Below are 17,793 nucleotides of genomic sequence, written 5' to 3'. Positions count from 1 at the left end.
GCCGCGGTCGCGACGGCCTACCAGCGGGGCATCCTCGGCTAGGGCCCTTCTGATGGATCTCCGCGGCGTCGCGACGCCCGCCGCCCCGCACGCCGATCGCACGCACCGAACGCCGCTCCTTCTTCCACGGAGATCCATCAGAAGGGCCCTAGCGCTGTGCCCGGAACGTCACCGGGACGGTTCAGCCGGCCACCCTGAGCAGCAGTACCGACCGTGCCGGCACCGTGATCGACGCCCCCGCCCGGTGCACCGCCGCGGGTGCCTCGCGCTGCTCCTCCCGTGAGGTGTCCACGAGCACCTCGTAGCGTTCCGCCCACGGCGGGCCCGGCAGCAGGAACTCCACCGGGCGGTCACCGGCGTGCAGGACGGTCAGGAAGCTGTCGTCCACGACCGGCGCCCCGCGTTCGTCCCGTCCTGGGATGTCGCGCCCGGAGAGGTACATGCCGAGCGTGGCGGCCGGCGCGTACCAGTCGCCCTCCGTCATCTCGGTGCCGCGGGCCGTGAACCAGGCCAGGTCGCGCAGTCCGTCCGCCGAGTGCGCGCGCCCGGAGAAGAAGGCGCGGCGGCGCAGCACCGGGTGACGGTGGCGGAGCCGGATGAGACGGGCGGTCAGGTCGAACAGCGGCCGCCACTCGGGATCGTCCAGCAGGCTCCAGTCCAGCCAGCTGATCTCGTTGTCCTGGCAGTAGGCGTTGTTGTTGCCGCGCTGGGTGCGGCCCAGCTCGTCGCCGGCGACCAGCATCGGGACGCCCGTCGACAGCAGCAGCGTGGTCAGCAGGTTCCGCACCTGCCGCCTGCGCAGCGCCCGTACGTCCCGGTCCTCGGTCTCGCCCTCCACCCCGCAGTTCCAGGAGCGGTTGTCCCCCGAGCCGTCCCGGTTGTCCTCGCCGTTGGCCTCGTTGTGCTTGGACTCGTACGACACCAGGTCGCGCAGCGTGTACCCGTCGTGCGCGGTGACGAAGTTGACGGAGGCGTAGGGGCGGCGGCCGCCCCAGGCGTAGAGGTCGCTGGAGCCGGACAGGCGGTAGCCGAGGTCGTGGACGTCGGGGAGGGCGCCGCGCCAGAAGTCCCGGACCGCGTCCCGGTAGCGGTCGTTCCACTCGGTCCACAACGGCGGGAAGGCGCCCACCTGGTAGCCGCCGGAGCCCACGTCCCAGGGTTCGGCGATCAGCTTCACCCGGCGCAGCACCGGGTCCTGGGCGATGACGGCGAGGAACGGGGAGAGCATGTCGACGTCGTGCATCGAGCGGGCCAGCGCCGCCGCCAGGTCGAAGCGGAAGCCGTCCACGCCCATCTCGGTGACCCAGTAGCGCAGCGAGTCGGTGATCAGGCGCAGCACGTGCGGCCGCACCACGTGCAGGGTGTTGCCGCAGCCGGTGTAGTCGGCGAAGCGGCGGGCGTCGTCCTGGAGGCGGTAGTAACCCCGGTTGTCGATGCCCTTGAGGGACAGCGTCGGGCCCAGCTCGCCCGCTTCCGCGGTGTGGTTGTAGACCACGTCCAGGACGACCTCGATGCCGGCCGCGTGCAGCGCCCGCACCATCCGCTTGAACTCGCCGACCTGCTGACCCGTCGTACCGGAGGCCGCGTAGGCCGCGTGCGGGGCGAAGTAGCCGATGGAGTTGTAGCCCCAGTAGTTCCGCAGGCCGCGCCCGAGCAGGTGGTCCTCGTGGGCGAACTGGTGGACGGGCAGCAGTTCCACGGCCGTCACCCCCAGCTTCACGAGGTGCTCGACCGCCGCCGGATGTGCGAGACCCGCGTAGGTGCCGCGCAGTTCCTCGGGTATGCCCGGGTGCAGTCGGGTGAAGCCGCGCACGTGCAGCTCGTAGATGACGGAGTCCGCCCACGGCGTCTTCGGGCGGCGGTCGTCGGACCAGTCGTCGTCATCGTGGACGACCACGCCCTTCGGGACGTACGGCGCCGAGTCCCGGTCGTCGCGGACCGTGTCGGCGACCTGCTGGTCGGGCCAGTCCCGGACGTGCCCGTACACCTCGGGCGGCAGCGCGAACTCGCCGTCCACCGCCCGCGCGTACGGGTCCAGGAGCAGCTTCGCCGGGTTCCACCGGGCGCCCGTCCACGGATCCCAGCGGCCGTCCACCCGGTAGCCGTACCGCTGCCCCGGCAGCACACCGGGCACGAACCCGTGCCAGATCTCGTGCGTGAGTTCGGTCAGCCGGATCTGGGTCTCCCGGCCCCGCTCGTCGAAGAGGCACAGCCGGACCGCCTCCGCCCCGGCCGCCCACAGCGCGAAGTTGGTGCCCGCCACTCCGTCGGGACCGACCCGGAAGCGGGCGCCCAGCGGTGTCGAGGCCCCCGGCCACGCGGACGGGACGGGCAGCGGCGTCCCGTTCACCGCGGGGGCGGCGTCCGCCCTCGGGGCCCGCGCCCGTGCTCCCTGCTGCTCGGCTGCGCTCGTCACGTGTCGGCCCCTTATTTGTTTCGCGGCTCGCCGACCCCCGGGGCGCACCGGACCCGCGTCCGGGCGGCCGGCCGCACCCGGGCTCCCGGTCCCGGGCACGGCCGGCCGCTCGCCACGGACCCGCCCGTGGCGGCTCGTCCACGGGCGCGGCGGCTCCCCAGCTCGTCGTCCTTCCCTCTGTTCTGCCCAGTGCCGGCGTCGCACTCACGTTTCCCCGGGGCATGCCCGATCGTTAGCGGTACGTGACGCATGCACAAGGGCGCGCACGGCGCGCGGGGGCCGCGCTGGCCGCGGTACTGACATGGGCGGGACTGCTGGCGGGCGCCGCCGGCTGTTCCGTCGGCGACAAGGCCCCACTGGGCGTCGACCACGTCCTCGGGGGCGCGCCACCGGCTCCCGAGGACGTGATCCGGATCTCCCCGGACGACGGCACCAAGGCGGTACGCCCCGGCGCGGGGCTGACGGTACGGGTGCCCGGCGGCCGTCTGGAGTCGGTGAGCGTCGTCAGATCCCAGGACGCCCAGGACTTCCCGGTGCCGGGGCACATCGCCGAGGACGGCACGACCTGGCGCCCGGACGACCCGAAGCTCGCGCTCGCCGCCGAGTACACGGTGGACGCGGTCGCCCTGGACGCCTCGGGACGCCGCTCCGCCCGCCACACCACCTTCACCACCCTCGTCCCCGACGAACGCTTCATCGGGTACGTCACCCCGGAGAACCGCGCCACGGTGGGCACCGGGATGATCGTGTCGCTCGCGTTCAGCCGCGACATCGACAACCGCGCCGCCGTCGAACGCGCCGTGCGGGTCACCGCCAGACCCGCCGTCGAGGTCCGCCCGCACTGGTTCGGCAAGAACCGCCTCGACTTCCGCCCCGAGCACTACTGGCGGCCCGGCACGGTCGTCACCGTCGACCTGAGGCTGCGTGACGTCGAGGCGGCCCGGGGCGTCTACGGCCTCCAGTACAAGACGTTCACCTTCACCGTCGGCCGCAGCCAGGTCTCCCTCGTCGACGCGGCCAGGCACACCATGGAGGTCCGCCGCGACGGCGACCTGCTCGCCACCGTGCCGATCACCGCGGGCGCGCCCGCGCACACCACCTACAACGGCAAGATGGTGGTGATGGAGATGCACGAGGTCACCCGCATGAACAGCCGCACGGTCGGCTTCGGCGGCGAGTACGACATCCCCGACGTCCCGCACGCCCTCAAACTCACCGACTCCGGCACCTTCCTGCACGGCAACTACTGGGCGCCGGACGCCCCGGGCCACGTCAACGTCAGCCACGGCTGCGTGGGCCTGCGCGACGTGAAGGGCGGCAGCTCCGAGACGCCCGCGGGCTGGTTCTACGACCGCAGCCTCATCGGGGACGTGGTCGAGGTCGTCAACAGCAACGACAGGACGGTCGCCGCCGACAACGGCCTCGGCGGGTGGAACATGGGCTGGAAGGAGTGGAAGGCGGGCGGCGCGGCCGGGTGACCGGGCGGGACCGGGCCGGTGGTGGGGGCGGAAGTTGCGACGCAACGGTGACATTCGCCCAACACCAAGCTCAAAACCCTGCGGTTACGATGCGCCCATGCGCGCGCCGAAGGCGCCGGGGTGGGCCTGACCAGGCCCTGGGAGGGGAGAACAACGTGAACGTGCGGCCGATATCGGGGGCGTCGGTTCGGACTCGGGGAGCTCGGGGGGCGCGGCTGGCGCTCATATCCTCGGTCCTGCTGGTGGCGGTCACCGCGTGCGGGGGCGGCTCCTCCGACAAGGGGTCCGGGAACGGCGACAAGAAGGACTCCACGACGCAGGCGAGCAAGCAGTCCGTCGCCACGGTCAGCATCAGCCCCAGGTCCGGCGCGACCGGCGTGGACACCAGCGGGGCGCTCAAGGTCAGCGCCGCCCGGGGCAAGTTGACCGACGTCGAGGTCAAGGACGCCAAGGGCAACAAGGTCGACGGCACCATAGCCGCGGACGGCGTCAGCTGGACGCCGTCCCTCCACCTCGCCAGCGCGACGAAGTACACCGTGCACGCGGTGGCCAAGGACGCCGAGGGCCGGGAGTCGGCGGAGGACTCCACGTTCACCACCCTCACCCCGAAGAACACGTTCGTCGGCTACTTCACGCCGGAGGACGGTTCCACGGTCGGTGTCGGGATGCCGTTCTCGATCCGCTTCACCCGGGGCATCACCGACCCGGACGCCGTCAAGAAGGCCATCACCGTCAAGACCGAACCGGCCGTCGACGTGCAGGGCCACTGGTTCGGCAACGACCGCCTCGACTTCCGCCCCGAGCACTACTGGAAGTCCGGTACGAAGGTCTCCGTCACCCTCGACCTCGACGGCGTCGAGGGCCGCGACGGGGTCTATGGCAAGCAGTCCAAGACCGTGAACTTCACGATCGGCCGCAACCAGGTCTCCGTCGTCGACGCCAAGAAGCACACGATGAAGATCACGCAGGACGGCAAGGTCGTCAAAACCCTCGCGGTGACGACCGGCAAGCCGGGCTACGACACGTGGAACGGCCAGATGGTCATCAGCGAGAAGCTGCGCGTGACCCGGATGAACGGCGAGACGGTCGGCTACGGCGGTGAGTACGACATCAAGGACGTGCCGGACGCGATGCGGCTGACCACGTCGGGGACGTTCATCCACGGCAACTACTGGGGCGGGGACGCCTTCGGCAACTACAACGCCAGCCACGGGTGCGTCGGCCTGCGGGACGTCCGCGGCGGCGGCGACCGGTCGGTGCCGGCCGCCTGGTTCTTCGACCACTCCATCGTCGGGGACGTGGTGACGGTGAAGAACTCCCACGACCGGACGGTGTCGCCGGACAACGGCTTGAACGGCTGGAACATGTCGTGGAAGGAATGGACCGCGTAGTCGTTCGGCTGCCGGTGCGTGGGGGCTGGTCGCGCAGTTCCCCGCGCCCCTGACGGGGTCCGATGAACCGGCGTTAACCTGCGGGGCATGACTGTAACCCTCGAAGTCGCCGAAGGTGTCGGTACGATCCGCCTCGACCGGCCGCCCATGAACGCGCTGGACGTCGCCACCCAGGACCGGATCAGGGAGCTGGCGCAGGAGGCCACCCGTCGCGCGGACGTCCGTGCCGTCGTCGTCTACGGCGGCGAGAAGGTCTTCGCGGCGGGCGCCGACATCAAGGAGATGCAGGACATGGACCATGCCGCCATGGTCCTGCGCGCCCGTGACCTCCAGGACTCCTTCACCGCCGTCGCCCGGATCCCCAAGCCGGTCGTCGCCGCCGTCACCGGCTACGCGCTGGGCGGCGGTTGCGAACTCGCTCTGTGCGCCGACTACCGGATCGCCGCCGACAACGCCAAGCTCGGGCAGCCCGAGATCCTGCTCGGGCTGATCCCGGGGGCCGGCGGCACCCAGCGGCTGCCCCGGCTGGTCGGCCCCTCCAGGGCCAAGGACCTGATCTTCACCGGCCGGATGGTCAAGGCCGACGAGGCGCTCGCCATCGGCCTGGTCGACCGGGTGGTACCCGCCGCCGACGTCTACACCGAGGCGCACGCCTGGGCCGCCAGGCTCGCCCAGGGACCCGCGATCGCGCTCCGGGCCGCGAAGGAGGCGATCGACACCGGTGTCGAGACCGACCTGGAGACGGGCCTCGCCGTCGAACGGAACTGGTTCGCGGGCCTGTTCGCGACCGAGGACCGGGAGCGCGGCATGCGGAGCTTCGTGGAGGAAGGGCCCGGCAAGGCCAAGTTCCTGTGATCTTCACCCTGTTGTGAATGGGTTGAAGCACTTGCAATTGACGTGATGTCTGATTCCGGGTCCCTCGATGGGGCGGTTTATGGGAGCCTTAAGACACCCTTAATTCCGCCTTGTCGAGGGGGCCTGTCGCTTGCCCGGAGATGAGTCGTCGCCCCAGGTGGAGAGGGGTGTCAGAGCCCCCGAAATGCCAACGGCATATGCCGATCGACGGTCGACGGACCGGGTCTCCCCCAGGGCCTATTCCTCCGGAACGGCCCCGCGGTGCGCTCCGGACGGCCATGATGGGGGCATGGCGGGGCTGGAGGGCATCGAACAGCCGCGGGGACACAGCCGTGCGGCCGCTGCACGGTGGTCGCCTGCGGTCGAGGACGAGCAGGCGCTCAAGGCGATCGAACTGTTCGGCAACCCGACGGAGGCGGAGGTTCCGCTGCCGTCCCGCCCCGAGTCCGCCGCGACCGCACGCCGGCTGGCCCAGGTCGTCATCCTCCGCCAGTGGCGCCTCACCCCCAAGATGACGGAGGACGCGGTCTTACTCGTCTCCGAACTGGTGGGCAACGCGGTGCGACACACCGGCGCCCGGGTCTTCGGCCTGCGGATGCGCCGCCGCCCCGGCTGGATCCGGGTGGAGGTGCGCGATCCGTCGCGCGGACTGCCGTGTCTGATGCCGGTTCAGGAGCTGGACATCAGCGGCCGGGGCCTGTTCCTGGTCGACAAGCTGTCCGACAGATGGGGAGTCGACCTGCTCCCGCGGGGCAAGACGACGTGGTTCGAGATGCGGGTGGCCGACCGCTAGGCACGTCAATGGCCACTTTTCTTACCTTATCCCCCTTAAATAGGGCAAGTGACCCCCACCAACCGACGTGACGTCCTCCGAGCAGGCGCCGGCCTGGTCGCCGGAGGCGCCATGGCCACCGGTTGCGGCAACACCGGTACGGCCAGCGCAGCACCGCCCACCGACACCCCCACCCCCACCTCCGCCCCGGCCTCCCCCGACCGCCTCCCCCTGCAAGTCACCCACGGCCCCCGCGACCGCGCGAGCGTCGCGCTCACCTTCCACGGCCAGGGCGATCCCGCCCTCGCCACCCAGCTCCTCACCACCGCCGAGCAGCACGGTGCCCACCTGACCGTCCTGGCCGTCGGCAGCTGGCTCGACGCGTGTCCCACCATCGCCCGCCGCATCCTCGACGGCGGTCACGACCTGGGAAACCACACGCAACGGCACATCTCCATCAACGCCATGGCGGAGGACGGCGCCCGCAAGGAGATCACCGACTGCGCCGACCGTCTCCGGCGGCTCACGGGCTCGATCGGCCGCTGGTTCCGCCCGTCCAGGGCGGCGACCGCCTCACCGCTGGTCGCCCGCCTCGCCGTCGCGGCCGGATACCCGCACGTGCTGTCGTACGACGTCGACTCGCTCGACTACACCAGCCCCGGCGCGTCGGCCATCACCCGCAAGGTGCTCGCGGAGGTCAGGGGCGGCTCCGTGGTGAGCATGCACCTCGGGTATCCCGACACGATCGCCGCCCTTCCCGTCGTACTCCAAGAACTCCACCGCCGTGGACTGCGCGCGGTCACCACCACGGAGCTGCTGAGCTGATGCGAACCAAGAAAGCCGCCCCTCTGCTGGCCGCGGGCGCCGCCCTCACCGCCCTCGCGCTGCTGTCCGCGTGCAGCGACGACTCCGACCGGCCCGCGGCCGCCGGCAGCACCGCCCCGGCGCGGCCACAGGCCAGGCAGGAGGAACCGGCCGTCGACGGACTGCCGGGCATGCCCCCGGTCCTCGACCCCAAGGACATGTACGCGGCCGACCGCCCCGGCCTGCTCTCCCCGGTCGTCAAGGGCTTCCCGTCCCTGGTCTACGTCCCCAACACCAACTCCGACACCGTCTCGGTGATCGACCCGAAGACGTACCGGGTGATCCGGACCATCCCCGTCGGCCGGCAGCCCCAGCACGTGGTGCCGTCCTGGGACCTGAAGACCCTGTGGGTCAACAACGACCTCGGCAACAGCCTCACCCCCATCGATCCGAAAACCGGTGAGGCGGGCCGTCCGGTCGCCGTGCACGACCCGTACAACCTGTACTTCACCCCCGACGGCAAGTACGCGATCGTGATGGCCTCCAACGACCGCGAGCTGGTCTTCCGGGACGCGCACACCATGAAGACCGTCAAGGCCCTCCCGGTCAGCTGCTACGGCGTCAACCACGCCGACTTCTCCATCGACGGCAAGTACTTCATCGTCTCCTGCGAGTTCAGCGGCGAACTGCTCAAGGTGGACACGGCGCGGATGGAGGTGCTCCGGCAGGAGAGGCTGCCGTTCCACGGCGCGATGCCGCAGGACGTCAAGGCATCCCCGGACGGCAAGCGGTTCTACATCGCGGACATGATGGCCGACGGGCTGTGGGTCCTGAACGGCGACACCTTCGCCAAACCCACCTTCCTGGCCACCGGCAAGGGCGCCCACGGGCTGTACGTCAGCCGGGACTCCCGTCGGATGTACATCTCCAACCGGGGCGAGGGCACCATCTCCGTCTTCGACTTCGCGCAGAACCGGCTGACCGACAAGTGGCGGCTGCCGGGCGGCGGCAGCCCGGACATGGGCGGGGTGTCGGCGGACGGCAAGGTGCTCTGGCTGTCCGGCCGGTACAACTCGGTGGTGTACGCCATCGACACCGGCACCGGCGCCGAACTCGCCCGCATCCACGTCGGCAGCGGACCGCACGGCCTGGCCGTCTACCCGCAGCCGGGCCGCTACTCGCTCGGCCACACCGGGGTCTTCCGCTGACCACGCGGGACACGCCGCTGAACGAGTGACGGTCCCCGACGCGGCCCAGCCGGGCCGACATCGTGCTGCCATGCTCACCACTCGTCTGCGGCGGCGTGCCGCTGCCGCCGTCCTGTCCCTGGCCGCCGTCTTCGCGACCACGGCCGCCGTACCCGCGACCGCGACCGCCACCCCGGCCCTGGCCGCCGCGACCGCGACCGCGACCGCCACCCCGGCCCTGGCCGCCGCGACCGCGACCGCGACCGCCACCCCGGCCCTGGCCGCCGCGCCCGCCTGCCCCCAGTTCGAGGACAAGCTCGAGGCCGCCGCCGACCACGACGTCGACGTCGACCGGATCACCCCGGCCCCGGTCTGGCGCACCACCTGCGGCACCCTCTACCGCAGCGACAGCCGCTCGCCCGACAAGGTCTTCCCGGTCGGCTTCCTCCCCAAGGACGTCGTGACCGGCCAGTACGACATCGAGAAGTACGTCCTCGTCAACCAGCCCTCCCCGTACGTCTCGACGACCTACGACCACGACCTCTACAAGACCTGGTACAAGTCCGGCTGGAACTACTACATCGACGCCCCCGGCGGCGTCGACGTCAACAGGACCATCGGCGACACCCACCGGTGGGCCGACCAGGTCGAGGTGGCCTTCCCCGGCGGGGTCGCCCGGCAGTACATCATCGGCGTGTGCCCGGTCGACAAGGTCAGGAAGATCGAGATCATGGACGACTGCCGGAGCAACCCGTACTACGAGCCCTGGCACTGAGTTCGGATGCTGAGGTCCGGGCGCTGAGGTCCGGGTGTTGGGGTCCGGGTGCTGGGGTCCGGGCGCTGAGGGTCAGGTCTTGAGCAGCAGCGCCTCGGCGCCCACCGGCGCGTAGCCGGCCGCCTGGAACGCCCGGACACTGCGGGCGTTCCCCGGGGCGACCTGCGCCCACAGCGGCTCCCCGGCGAGCTGCCGGGCGGCCGTCACCAGGGCGCGGCCCAGCCCCCGCGGTGCCCCCTCGGCCACCTCCACCGAGACCTCCAGGCGCCCCGCCACACCACGGCCCAGGACGACCACCCCGCCGTCCGCCGCCCAGGCCCGCACCTCGTCGCGGCGGGTCCGGGCATAGGCGATCCGGGAGTGGCCGGCGCCGGTGAGCCGGGTGAGGGGCAGGTCCGGGCGGCCGGGGAGCGGGGCGGCGACCAGCAGCGCGTCGATCGTCTCCTGCTCCCGTCCGGTGCGGTCCATCAGGGCGGTGAGGAACCGCGCGTTCATGCTCGCGCACAGGGGATCGCAGGGGACCGCGCGCAGGGCCTCGTACACCCACCGCGGGTCCTCGTCCACGAACACCACCGAGTGCGCCGTGAAGGAGAGCACCCCCGCGTCCCGCGGGGACGGCTGCGGTACGACCGTGGTGCCGCCGTCGGCGGGCGGGAAGACGCCGTCCGCCGCCGCGTCGAGAATGTCCCGCAGGGTTCCTGCCACCGTGCTCCTTGAGTCTCCACCCACTGGAAGCCCCACACTCGCAGACATGATCGAAGACGGCACCGGACTTTTCACCATCGGCGAGCTGGCGCGCGCCACCGGGCTGACCGTGCGCACCATCCGCTTCTGGTCCGACGAGGGCGTGCGAACCCGCCGCCGTGCTGGCGCGGCTGGAGGCGGCCTTCAACGACCGCGTGGCGCGCTACCGCGAACTGCTCTGCGTGCTCAAGGGACAGCCTCTCGCGGTGCACGCCGAGGAGTTCTCCCGGCTGTCCGCGGCACTGACGGCTCGCCTGGACCGTTAATCTGACCTGCGACAGTACGCCGGTACGGCACCGGTACGACAGCAGAGACAGACACAGAGGGGCGGATCGGTGGCGGACATCGACGAAGCACGCCAGCAGTTCCAGCGGATCGACGCGGACGGTGACGGTTTCATCACCGCCGCCGAGTTCAAGTCCGCTCTCGCACAGGGGGGTGACTGGAACGTCACCGACACGGTGGCCGAGGCCGTCATCAGGACCCGCGACCTCAACGGCGACAAGGTTCTGTCGTTCGACGAGTTCTGGGCCTACCTGAGCAAGTGAGGCGAGGGGAGGGGGTGCCCGCCGAACGGGTGAGGGGTGCCCCCTGCCCGGAATGATCCGGGCGGACCCGGGGTTGATGCCGGACAGCAGCTTTGTATGCGTGTGCATCGACTGTGCATCGACTACGGAAGGTCCCTCATGAAGATCGGCATCATCGGCGCGGGCAACATCGGCGGCAACCTCACCCGGCGGCTCACCGCCCTCGGCCACGAGGTGTCCGTGGCGAACTCACGCGGTCCCGAGACGCTCACCGCGCTCGTCGAGGAGACGGGGGCGAAGGCGGTACGGGCCGAGGAAGCGGCCCGGGGCGCACAGGTCGTGGTCGTCACGGTCCCGCTGAAGGCGGTTCCCGGCCTTCCCGCCGGCCTCCTGGACGGGGCGGCCGAAGGCGCTGCCGTGATCGACACCGGCAACTACTACCCGCAGCAGCGGGACGGCCGGATCGCCGAGATCGAGGACGACGGCCTGACCGAGAGCCGCTGGACCGAACGGCACCTCGGCCACCCGGTGATCAAGGCGTTCAACGGCACCTTCGCCCAGGACATCCTCGACCGCCACCGCCCCGCCGGGGACCCCGACCGCCAGGCCCTGCCGGTCTCCGGCGACGACGAGCAGGCCAAGCGGACCGTCCGCGCCCTGATCGACGAACTCGGCTTCGACACGGTCGACAACGGCGGCATCGACGACTCCTGGCGCCAGCAGCCGGGCACCCCGGTCTACGGCCTGCGGGCGGGCGTCGAGGCGGTCCGCAAGGCCCTCTCCGAGGCGTCCAGGGAACGGCCGGCGGACTTCCGGGCCTGACGGGCTCCGGGCCGGGGACCGTCCGTCACGCGTCCCCGGCCCACTGCCTGAGCGCGTCCTTGGTCGCGAAGGCGGCGACGTTCTTGTCGTGCGGGTCGCTCGTGTACTGGTGGAACCGCCACGTGGCCTTGACGCGCGGCTTGCCCGCCGTCACGTAGTCGGCGATCCACAGCCCGTCCCCCGCGTAGGAGGTCCTGTCGACGGTGAGCCAGTAGTTGCGGTTCGTGTAGAGGATCACGCGGTGGCCGGGCCGCAGCGCCTTCACCTTGCGGATGAAGGCGTCCTTCTCGGCGTTGCTCGCGTGGGTGCCGTCGCCGGTGGTCTCCCAGTCGACGGCGAGGATGTCGCCCGCCTTCTCGGGGGCGTGCGCGACGAAGTACTCGGCCTGCGCGGTGAGGTCGCCGGGCCAGAGGAAGTGGTAGAAGCCGACGACCAGCCCGGCGTCACGGCCCCGCTTCGTCTGGGCGGCGAGTTTCGGATTGACGTACGAACGCCCCTCCGTCGCCTTCACGAAGACGAAGGAGAGGCCGTCCGTGTCGTACGCGGACGACTGGTACGCGCTCACATCGATGCCGTGCAGCATGGGGGAACTCCCTGGGTGCCGGTGGGGGGGGACAGGAGTTGGAATCTCGTGCTCCGTATTCCCCGCCCAGGGGACCGCCGATCGTCATACTTCTCAGCCGCGGGCCGCCGGGGGCCGTGCCTTCGTCAGCGCAGGCCCGCGAAGAGGTCGTCCTCGGGCAGGGACGCGCCGGTGGTGTCGTGCACGCGGACGAACGTCTCCACGCCCATGAGGTGCGTGAACCTCTCCTTGCCCATGCGCAGGAAGAAGATGTTCTCCCCCTGGCTGGCGTGTGCGGCCAGCGAGTCGTACTTCCGGCCGCCGAACCCGGTGGTGTCCACCCACGTGGTGATCTCCTCGTCGGGCAGCCCGATCTCGGGCACCGCCGGGTCCTCGGCCGGGTCCAGCTCCGGCAGATCCTCGCCGAACTCGCGCATCACCTGCCCGAACTCCTTCATCATCGAGCGCGGCGCCGTCGTCCAGTACACCTTCGACGCCACGTCGGTCAGCGCCAGCGCGGCCATCGTGATCCGGTGCGCCTGGATGTGGTCGGGGTGGCCGTAGAACCCGTTCTCGTCGTAGGTCACGACGACGTCGGGCCGGTGACGCAGCATCAGTTCGGCCAGCCGGGCGGCGGCCTCGTCCACGGGCGTGCTCCAGAACGATCCCGGCGCCGTGTTGGCGGGCCAGCCCATCATCCCGGAGTCGGCGTAGCCGAGGAGTTCGAGGTGACCGATCCCCAGGACCTCGCAGCTCGCCTCCAGTTCGCGTCGGCGCAGCGCGGCGACGGCGGCCGGGTCGTGCCCGGGATCGCCCGGCTTGACGCCTCCCGGCCCGTCACCGCAGCCGCCGTCGGTACAGGTGACGAGCACCGTGCGGACGCCCTCCGCCGCATACCGCGCCAGGACACCCCCCGTGCTCGTGGCCTCGTCGTCCGGGTGGGCGTGCACTGCCATCAGCGTCAAGGGCCGCTCGGCCATGGAATCCATCCCCTGGGTCGGTCAACTGATCGACACCAGTCTGCGGCACACCGCGTGCGACGCGGCCGGCAGATCCGCGTGGGCCGTCATGGGCCCCGTTGCTCAGCACTCGATGATGTTCACCGCGAGCCCCCCGCGGGCCGTCTCCTTGTACTTGACGCTCATGTCGGCGCCCGTGTCCTTCATGGTCTTGATGACCTTGTCCAGGGACACCTTGTGGGAGCCGTCGCCGCGCATGGCCATGCGGGCCGCGGTGACCGCCTTGACCGCGGCCATGCCGTTGCGTTCGATGCAGGGGATCTGGACCAGGCCGCCGACCGGGTCGCAGGTGAGGCCGAGGTTGTGTTCCATGCCGATCTCGGCGGCGTTCTCGACCTGTTCGGGGGAGCCGCCGAGGACCTCGGCGAGGGCGCCCGCCGCCATCGAGCAGGCCGAGCCCACCTCGCCCTGGCAGCCGACCTCGGCGCCGGAGATGGAGGCGTTCTCCTTGAACAGCATGCCGATCGCGCCCGCCGCCAGGAGGAAGCGGACGACCCCGTCCTCGTCGGCGCCGGGCACGAAGTTGATGTAGTAGTGCAGGACCGCGGGGATGATGCCGGCCGCGCCGTTCGTCGGCGCGGTCACCACCCGGCCGCCGGCCGCGTTCTCCTCGTTCACGGCCATCGCGTAGAGCGTGATCCACTCCATCGCGTGGGCCAACGGGTCGCCCTCGGCGCGCAGTTGGCGGGCGGTCACGGCGGCCCGGCGCTTCACCCGGAGCCCGCCCGGCAGGATGCCCTCCCGGGACATCCCGCGCGAGACGCACGCCTGCATCACCCGCCAGATGTCCAGCAGGCCAGCGCGGATCTCGTCCTCCGTCCGCCAGGCCCGCTCGTTCTCCAGCATCAGCGCGGAGATCGACAGGCCCGTCTCCTTCGTCAGGCGCAGCAGCTCGTCGCCCGTGCGGAAGGGGTACTTCAGGACGGTGTCGTCCAGCTTGATGCGGTCCGCGCCGACCGCCTCCTCGTCGACCACGAACCCCCCGCCGACCGAGTAGTAGGTCCGGGACAGCAGCTCCGCCCCGGAGGCGTCGTACGCCCAGAGGGTCATGCCGTTCGCGTGGTAGGGGAGCGCCTTGCGGCGGTGCAGCTTCAGGTCGTCGTCGAAGGAGAACGCGATCTCGTGCTCGCCCATGAGCGACAGCCGCCCGGTGGCCTTGATCGTCTCCAGCCGGTCGTCCGCCGTCTCCACGTCCACCGTGCGCGGCGAGGCGCCCTCCAGACCGAGCAGCACCGCCTTCGGGGTGCCGTGGCCGTGGCCGGTGGCGCCGAGGGATCCGTACAGCTCGGCGCGTATCCGCGCGACCGAGGGCAGCAGCTCCTCGTTGCGCAGGCGGAGTGCGAAGATCCGGGCCGCGCGCATCGGGCCGACGGTGTGGGAGCTCGACGGGCCGATGCCGATCGAGAACAGGTCGAAGACCGAGATGGCCACGGGAACTCCTTGGAAATGGGCGGGGGCACACGCCGTCGGGCGCCCCCGCCGGGGAACTACTTGTTCAGAGCGGGGTAGAGCGGGTGCTTCGCGGTCAGGGCCTCGACCCGGACCTTCAGCGCCTTCGCGTCGTAGGAAGGCTTCAGCGTCTCGGCGATCACGTCCGCGACCTCGGCGAAGTCCTCGGCCGTGAAGCCGCGGGTGGCCAGCGCCGGGGTGCCGATCCGCAGCCCCGAGGTGACCATCGGCGGGCGCGGGTCGTTCGGGACGGCGTTGCGGTTGACCGTGATGCCGACCTCGTGGAGCCGGTCCTCGGCCTGCTGTCCGTCCAGCTCGGACTCGCGCAGGTCGACGAGGATCAGGTGGACGTCCGTACCGCCGGACAGGACGTTCACACCGGCCTCGCGGGCGTCGGCGGCCGTCAGCCGCTCCGCCAGGATGCGCGCACCCTCCACCGTACGACGCTGGCGCTCCTTGAACTCCTCCGAGGCGGCGACCTTGAAGGAGACCGCCTTCGCCGCGATCACGTGCTCCAGGGGGCCGCCCTGGAAACCCGGGAAGACGGACGAGTTCAGCTTCTTCGCGAAGTCCTTCTTCGCCAGGATGATGCCGCCGCGCGGACCGCCCAGCGTCTTGTGGGTGGTGGAGGTGACCACGTCGGCGTACGGCACCGGGTTCTCGTGCAGCCCCGCCGCCACCAGGCCCGCGAAGTGCGCCATGTCGACCCACAGGTACGCCTCGACCTCGTCGGCGATCCGGCGGAACTCCGCGAAGTCCAGCTGACGCGGGTACGCCGACCAGCCCGCGATGATCACCTTCGGCCGGTGCTCCTTGGCGAGCCGCTCCACCTCGGCCATGTCGACCAGGCCGGAGTCGTCCACGTGGTAGGCGACCACGTCGAACTGCTTGCCGGAGAAGTTCAGGCGCATGCCGTGGGTCAGGTGGCCGCCGTGGGCGAGGTCCAGACCGAGGATGGTGTCCCCGGGCTGGGCCAGCGCGAACAGGGCCGCCTGGTTGGCGGAGGCGCCCGAGTGCGGCTGCACGTTGGCGTACTCGGCGCCGAACAGCTCCTTCACCCGGTCGATGGCGATCTGTTCGGTGACGTCGACGTGCTCGCAGCCGCCGTAGTAGCGGCGGCCGGGGTAGCCCTCGGCGTACTTGTTGGTGAGGACGGAACCCTGCGCCTCCATGACCGCGAGCGGAGCGAAGTTCTCCGAGGCGATCATCTCCAGGGTGGACTGCTGACGCACCAGCTCGGCGTCGACCGCGGCGGCGACCTCCGGGTCGAGCTCGTGCAGGGACGTGTTCAGAACGGACATCTGTTTCTACGACTCCTAAGCCGGTGTTCCTGCGGCCGTCGGCCGGCGGTGGGGTGTCCCTCAGCCGGCGGTGAAGGCGGTGTAGTCGTCGGCGGAGAGCAGGTCGGCCGGCTCGTCCGCGAAGCGCACCTTGAACAGCCAGCCGCCCTCGAAGGGCGCCGAGTTCACCAGCGACGGGTCCTCCACGACGTCCTCGTTGACCTCGGTGACCTCGCCCGTGACCGGCGAGTACAGGTCGGACACCGACTTGGTCGACTCCAGCTCGCCGCAGGTCTCGCCCGCGGTCACCGTGTCGCCGACCGCCGGCAGCTGGACGAAGACGACGTCACCGAGCGCGTTGGCCGCGTGCTCCGTGATGCCGACCTTGGCCACGCCGTCCTCGGCGGCCGACAGCCACTCGTGCTCCTTGCTGTAACGCAGCTGCTGGGGGTTGCTCATGTCCTGAATTCTCCTGTACGCGGGGGAGTGCTGATGAAGGGGGAACTGCGGAATGCGGGCCCGAGCAGCGACGATGTGCTCGGTATCACCCGCGGTCGCTACTTCTGGCGCTTGTAGAACGGCAGCGGCACGACCTCGTACGGCTCGTGGCTGCCCCGGATGTCGACACCGACCCCGGCCGTGCCGGGCGCCGAGTGCGCCGCGTCGACGTACGCCATGGCGATCGGCCTGCCCAGGGTGGGGGAGGGGGCGCCGGAGGTGACCTCGCCGATCACCTTGCCCGCGGCGACCACCGGGTAACCGGCGCGCGGCACCCGGCGGCCCTCGGCGACCAGACCGACGAGGACGCGCGGCGGGTCCGACTCCGCGCGGGCCGCCGCCTCGGTGAGCGCCTCGCGCCCCACGAAGTCGCCCTCCTTGTCGAACTTCACCACCCGGCCGAGCCCGGCGTCGAAGGGGGTCAGCGAGGCGCTGAGCTCATGGCCGTAGAGCGGCATGCCCGCTTCGAGCCGCAGGGTGTCCCGGCAGGACAGGCCGCAGGGCACCAGCCCCGCAGGCCTGCCCGCCTCGGTCAGGGCCTGCCACAGCTGCACCGCGTGCTCCGGCTTCACGAACAGCTCGAAGCCGTCCTCGCCGGTGTAGCCGGTGCGGGCGATCAGCGCTGGGACCCCGGCGACGGTGCCGGGCAGCCCGGCGTAGTACTTGAGGCCGTCCAGGTCGGCGTCGGTGAGGGACTTCAGGATCCCGGGCGACTCGGGCCCCTGGACGGCGATCAGGGCGTACGCGTCCCGGTCGTCGCGCACCTCGGCGTCGAAGCCGGCGGCCCGCTCCCGCAGCGCGTCGAGGACCACCTGGGCGTTGGAGGCGTTGGCGACCACCAGGTACTCGGTGTCGGCCGTGCGGTAGACGATCAGGTCGTCGAGGATGCCGCCGTCGGCCCGGCAGATCATGGTGTAGCGGGCGCGGCCCGGCCCGACGGAGGCGATGTTCCCGACCAGGGCGTGGTTCAGCAGCCGGGCCGCCTCGGGCCCGGTCACGGTGATCTCGCCCATGTGGGAGAGGTCGAAGAGGCCGGCCGCGGTGCGCACCGCGACGTGCTCGTCGCGCTCGGAGCCGTAGCGCAGGGGCATGTCCCAGCCGGCGAAGTCGGTCATGGTCGCGCCGAGCGAGCGGTGCAGGGCATCGAGTGCGGTGCGGCGGGGTGCGGCGGAATCGGTACTGCTCATCGGTCGGTCGTCTCCCAAGGGTCCCAA

Annotated in this window: 18 protein-coding genes and 1 pseudogene; 11 read left to right on the top strand and 8 right to left on the bottom strand. The window is 71.1% G+C overall.

Annotation, left to right across the window (positions count from 1 at the left end):
• Nucleotides 1–181 precede the first annotated feature (181 nt).
• Nucleotides 182–2,350 (bottom strand): glycogen debranching protein GlgX, encoded by a 2,169-nt coding sequence (glgX, locus tag AB0958_RS17695; RefSeq protein WP_366891341.1) that lies wholly within the window; start codon nucleotides 2,348–2,350, stop codon nucleotides 182–184.
• A gap of 308 nt (nucleotides 2,351–2,658) precedes the next feature.
• Here glgX and AB0958_RS17690 point away from each other — a divergent pair, with 308 nt between their 5' ends.
• The 7 genes from AB0958_RS17690 to AB0958_RS17660 all read left to right on the top strand — a co-directional run bounded on the left by AB0958_RS17690 (nucleotide 2,659) and on the right by AB0958_RS17660 (nucleotide 9,678).
• The gene (locus AB0958_RS17690; protein WP_366891336.1) at nucleotides 2,659–3,894 is read left to right on the top strand and encodes an Ig-like domain-containing protein; all 1,236 of its coding nucleotides are present in this window, start codon (nucleotides 2,659–2,661) and stop codon (nucleotides 3,892–3,894) included.
• Nucleotides 3,895–4,049: 155 nt separating this feature from the next.
• Entirely contained in the window at nucleotides 4,050–5,285 is a 1,236-nt protein-coding gene (locus tag AB0958_RS17685) for an Ig-like domain-containing protein (protein WP_366891335.1), read from the top strand.
• Between the two features lie 87 nt (nucleotides 5,286–5,372).
• Entirely contained in the window at nucleotides 5,373–6,140 is a 768-nt protein-coding gene (locus AB0958_RS17680; RefSeq protein WP_366891334.1) for an enoyl-CoA hydratase-related protein, read from the top strand.
• A 289-nt stretch (nucleotides 6,141–6,429) separates the two neighbouring features.
• On the top strand, nucleotides 6,430–6,933 hold the full coding sequence (locus AB0958_RS17675; RefSeq protein WP_165939398.1) for an ATP-binding protein: 504 nt from the start codon (nucleotides 6,430–6,432) through the stop codon (nucleotides 6,931–6,933).
• 48 nt (nucleotides 6,934–6,981) lie between these two features.
• Nucleotides 6,982–7,737, top strand: a complete 756-nt coding sequence (locus AB0958_RS17670; RefSeq protein WP_366891333.1) for a polysaccharide deacetylase family protein — start codon at nucleotides 6,982–6,984, stop codon at nucleotides 7,735–7,737.
• Entirely contained in the window at nucleotides 7,737–8,924 is a 1,188-nt protein-coding gene (locus AB0958_RS17665; RefSeq protein WP_366891332.1) for a YncE family protein, read from the top strand. The genes AB0958_RS17670 and AB0958_RS17665 overlap by 1 nt, the downstream gene beginning before the upstream one ends.
• A gap of 70 nt (nucleotides 8,925–8,994) precedes the next feature.
• Complete coding sequence (locus tag AB0958_RS17660) at nucleotides 8,995–9,678, top strand: ADP-ribosyltransferase (protein WP_366891330.1); 684 nt, start codon at nucleotides 8,995–8,997, stop codon at nucleotides 9,676–9,678.
• Between the two features lie 72 nt (nucleotides 9,679–9,750).
• On the opposite strand, the gene AB0958_RS17655 is transcribed toward AB0958_RS17660, so the two are convergent.
• A complete protein-coding gene (locus AB0958_RS17655) occupies nucleotides 9,751–10,431 on the bottom strand; it encodes a GNAT family N-acetyltransferase (protein WP_366891329.1) in 681 nt (226 codons plus the stop codon).
• On the opposite strand from AB0958_RS17655, the pseudogene AB0958_RS17650 reads away from it, so the two are divergent.
• The 4 genes and pseudogenes from AB0958_RS17650 to AB0958_RS17635 form a co-directional block, all read left to right on the top strand.
• Nucleotides 10,430–10,528, top strand: a pseudogene (locus tag AB0958_RS17650) (MerR family transcriptional regulator); the annotation flags it as partial. The gene AB0958_RS17655 and the pseudogene AB0958_RS17650 sit on opposite strands and share 2 nt — an antisense overlap.
• A 13-nt stretch (nucleotides 10,529–10,541) precedes the next feature.
• Nucleotides 10,542–10,688: a hypothetical protein gene (locus AB0958_RS17645; protein ID WP_366891342.1), complete on the top strand. Its 147-nt coding sequence runs from the start codon at nucleotides 10,542–10,544 to the stop codon at nucleotides 10,686–10,688.
• Between the two features lie 69 nt (nucleotides 10,689–10,757).
• Nucleotides 10,758–10,970 carry an EF-hand domain-containing protein gene (locus AB0958_RS17640; protein ID WP_132889692.1) on the top strand — a complete coding sequence of 71 codons (213 nt, stop codon included), beginning with the start codon at nucleotides 10,758–10,760 and terminating at the stop codon, nucleotides 10,968–10,970.
• A 138-nt stretch (nucleotides 10,971–11,108) separates the two neighbouring features.
• The gene (locus AB0958_RS17635; protein ID WP_366891328.1) at nucleotides 11,109–11,771 is read left to right on the top strand and encodes an NAD(P)-binding domain-containing protein; all 663 of its coding nucleotides are present in this window, start codon (nucleotides 11,109–11,111) and stop codon (nucleotides 11,769–11,771) included.
• Between the two features lie 25 nt (nucleotides 11,772–11,796).
• On the opposite strand, the gene AB0958_RS17630 is transcribed toward AB0958_RS17635, so the two are convergent.
• The 6 genes from AB0958_RS17630 to gcvT all read right to left on the bottom strand — a co-directional run bounded on the left by AB0958_RS17630 (nucleotide 11,797) and on the right by gcvT (nucleotide 17,766).
• Nucleotides 11,797–12,354, bottom strand: a complete 558-nt coding sequence (locus tag AB0958_RS17630) for a glycoside hydrolase family 25 protein (RefSeq protein WP_366891327.1) — start codon at nucleotides 12,352–12,354, stop codon at nucleotides 11,797–11,799.
• A gap of 125 nt (nucleotides 12,355–12,479) precedes the next feature.
• The gene (locus tag AB0958_RS17625; RefSeq protein ID WP_366891326.1) at nucleotides 12,480–13,313 is read right to left on the bottom strand and encodes a PIG-L family deacetylase; all 834 of its coding nucleotides are present in this window, start codon (nucleotides 13,311–13,313) and stop codon (nucleotides 12,480–12,482) included.
• A 102-nt stretch (nucleotides 13,314–13,415) separates the two neighbouring features.
• Nucleotides 13,416–14,783, bottom strand: coding sequence for an L-serine ammonia-lyase (locus tag AB0958_RS17620; protein WP_366891324.1), 1,368 nt, complete (start codon nucleotides 14,781–14,783; stop codon nucleotides 13,416–13,418).
• A 56-nt stretch (nucleotides 14,784–14,839) separates the two neighbouring features.
• Nucleotides 14,840–16,102 (bottom strand): serine hydroxymethyltransferase, encoded by a 1,263-nt coding sequence (glyA, locus tag AB0958_RS17615; RefSeq protein WP_366891323.1) that lies wholly within the window; start codon nucleotides 16,100–16,102, stop codon nucleotides 14,840–14,842.
• Between the two features lie 60 nt (nucleotides 16,103–16,162).
• On the bottom strand, nucleotides 16,163–16,540 hold the full coding sequence (gene gcvH, locus AB0958_RS17610) for a glycine cleavage system protein GcvH (protein WP_366891322.1): 378 nt from the start codon (nucleotides 16,538–16,540) through the stop codon (nucleotides 16,163–16,165).
• Between the two features lie 98 nt (nucleotides 16,541–16,638).
• Nucleotides 16,639–17,766: a glycine cleavage system aminomethyltransferase GcvT gene (gene gcvT / locus AB0958_RS17605; RefSeq protein WP_366891321.1), complete on the bottom strand. Its 1,128-nt coding sequence runs from the start codon at nucleotides 17,764–17,766 to the stop codon at nucleotides 16,639–16,641.
• Nucleotides 17,767–17,793 lie beyond the last annotated feature (27 nt).

The organism is Streptomyces sp. NPDC006655 (assembly GCF_040703965.1).
Lineage (GTDB): Bacteria > Actinomycetota > Actinomycetes > Streptomycetales > Streptomycetaceae > Streptomyces.
The sequence above is the reverse complement of the archived record's forward strand: the minus strand, read 5'-3'. Positions and strand labels throughout refer to the sequence as shown.

Bases quoted from the DNA above. Each gene is read 5' to 3' on its own strand.
- AB0958_RS17680 (WP_366891334.1), top strand. From the start codon at position 5,373: ATGACTGTAACCCTCGAAGTCGCCGAAGGTGTCGGTACGATCCGCCTC.
- AB0958_RS17675 (WP_165939398.1), top strand. From the start codon at position 6,430: ATGGCGGGGCTGGAGGGCATCGAACAGCCGCGGGGACACAGCCGTGCG.
- AB0958_RS17665 (WP_366891332.1), top strand. From the start codon at position 7,737: ATGCGAACCAAGAAAGCCGCCCCTCTGCTGGCCGCGGGCGCCGCCCTC.
- AB0958_RS17660 (WP_366891330.1), top strand. From the start codon at position 8,995: ATGCTCACCACTCGTCTGCGGCGGCGTGCCGCTGCCGCCGTCCTGTCC.
- AB0958_RS17655 (WP_366891329.1), bottom strand. From the start codon at position 10,431: ATGTCTGCGAGTGTGGGGCTTCCAGTGGGTGGAGACTCAAGGAGCACG.
- AB0958_RS17635 (WP_366891328.1), top strand. From the start codon at position 11,109: ATGAAGATCGGCATCATCGGCGCGGGCAACATCGGCGGCAACCTCACC.
- AB0958_RS17630 (WP_366891327.1), bottom strand. From the start codon at position 12,354: ATGCTGCACGGCATCGATGTGAGCGCGTACCAGTCGTCCGCGTACGAC.
- AB0958_RS17625 (WP_366891326.1), bottom strand. From the start codon at position 13,313: ATGGCCGAGCGGCCCTTGACGCTGATGGCAGTGCACGCCCACCCGGAC.
- glyA (WP_366891323.1), bottom strand. From the start codon at position 16,102: ATGTCCGTTCTGAACACGTCCCTGCACGAGCTCGACCCGGAGGTCGCC.
- gcvH (WP_366891322.1), bottom strand. From the start codon at position 16,540: ATGAGCAACCCCCAGCAGCTGCGTTACAGCAAGGAGCACGAGTGGCTG.
- gcvT (WP_366891321.1), bottom strand. From the start codon at position 17,766: ATGAGCAGTACCGATTCCGCCGCACCCCGCCGCACCGCACTCGATGCC.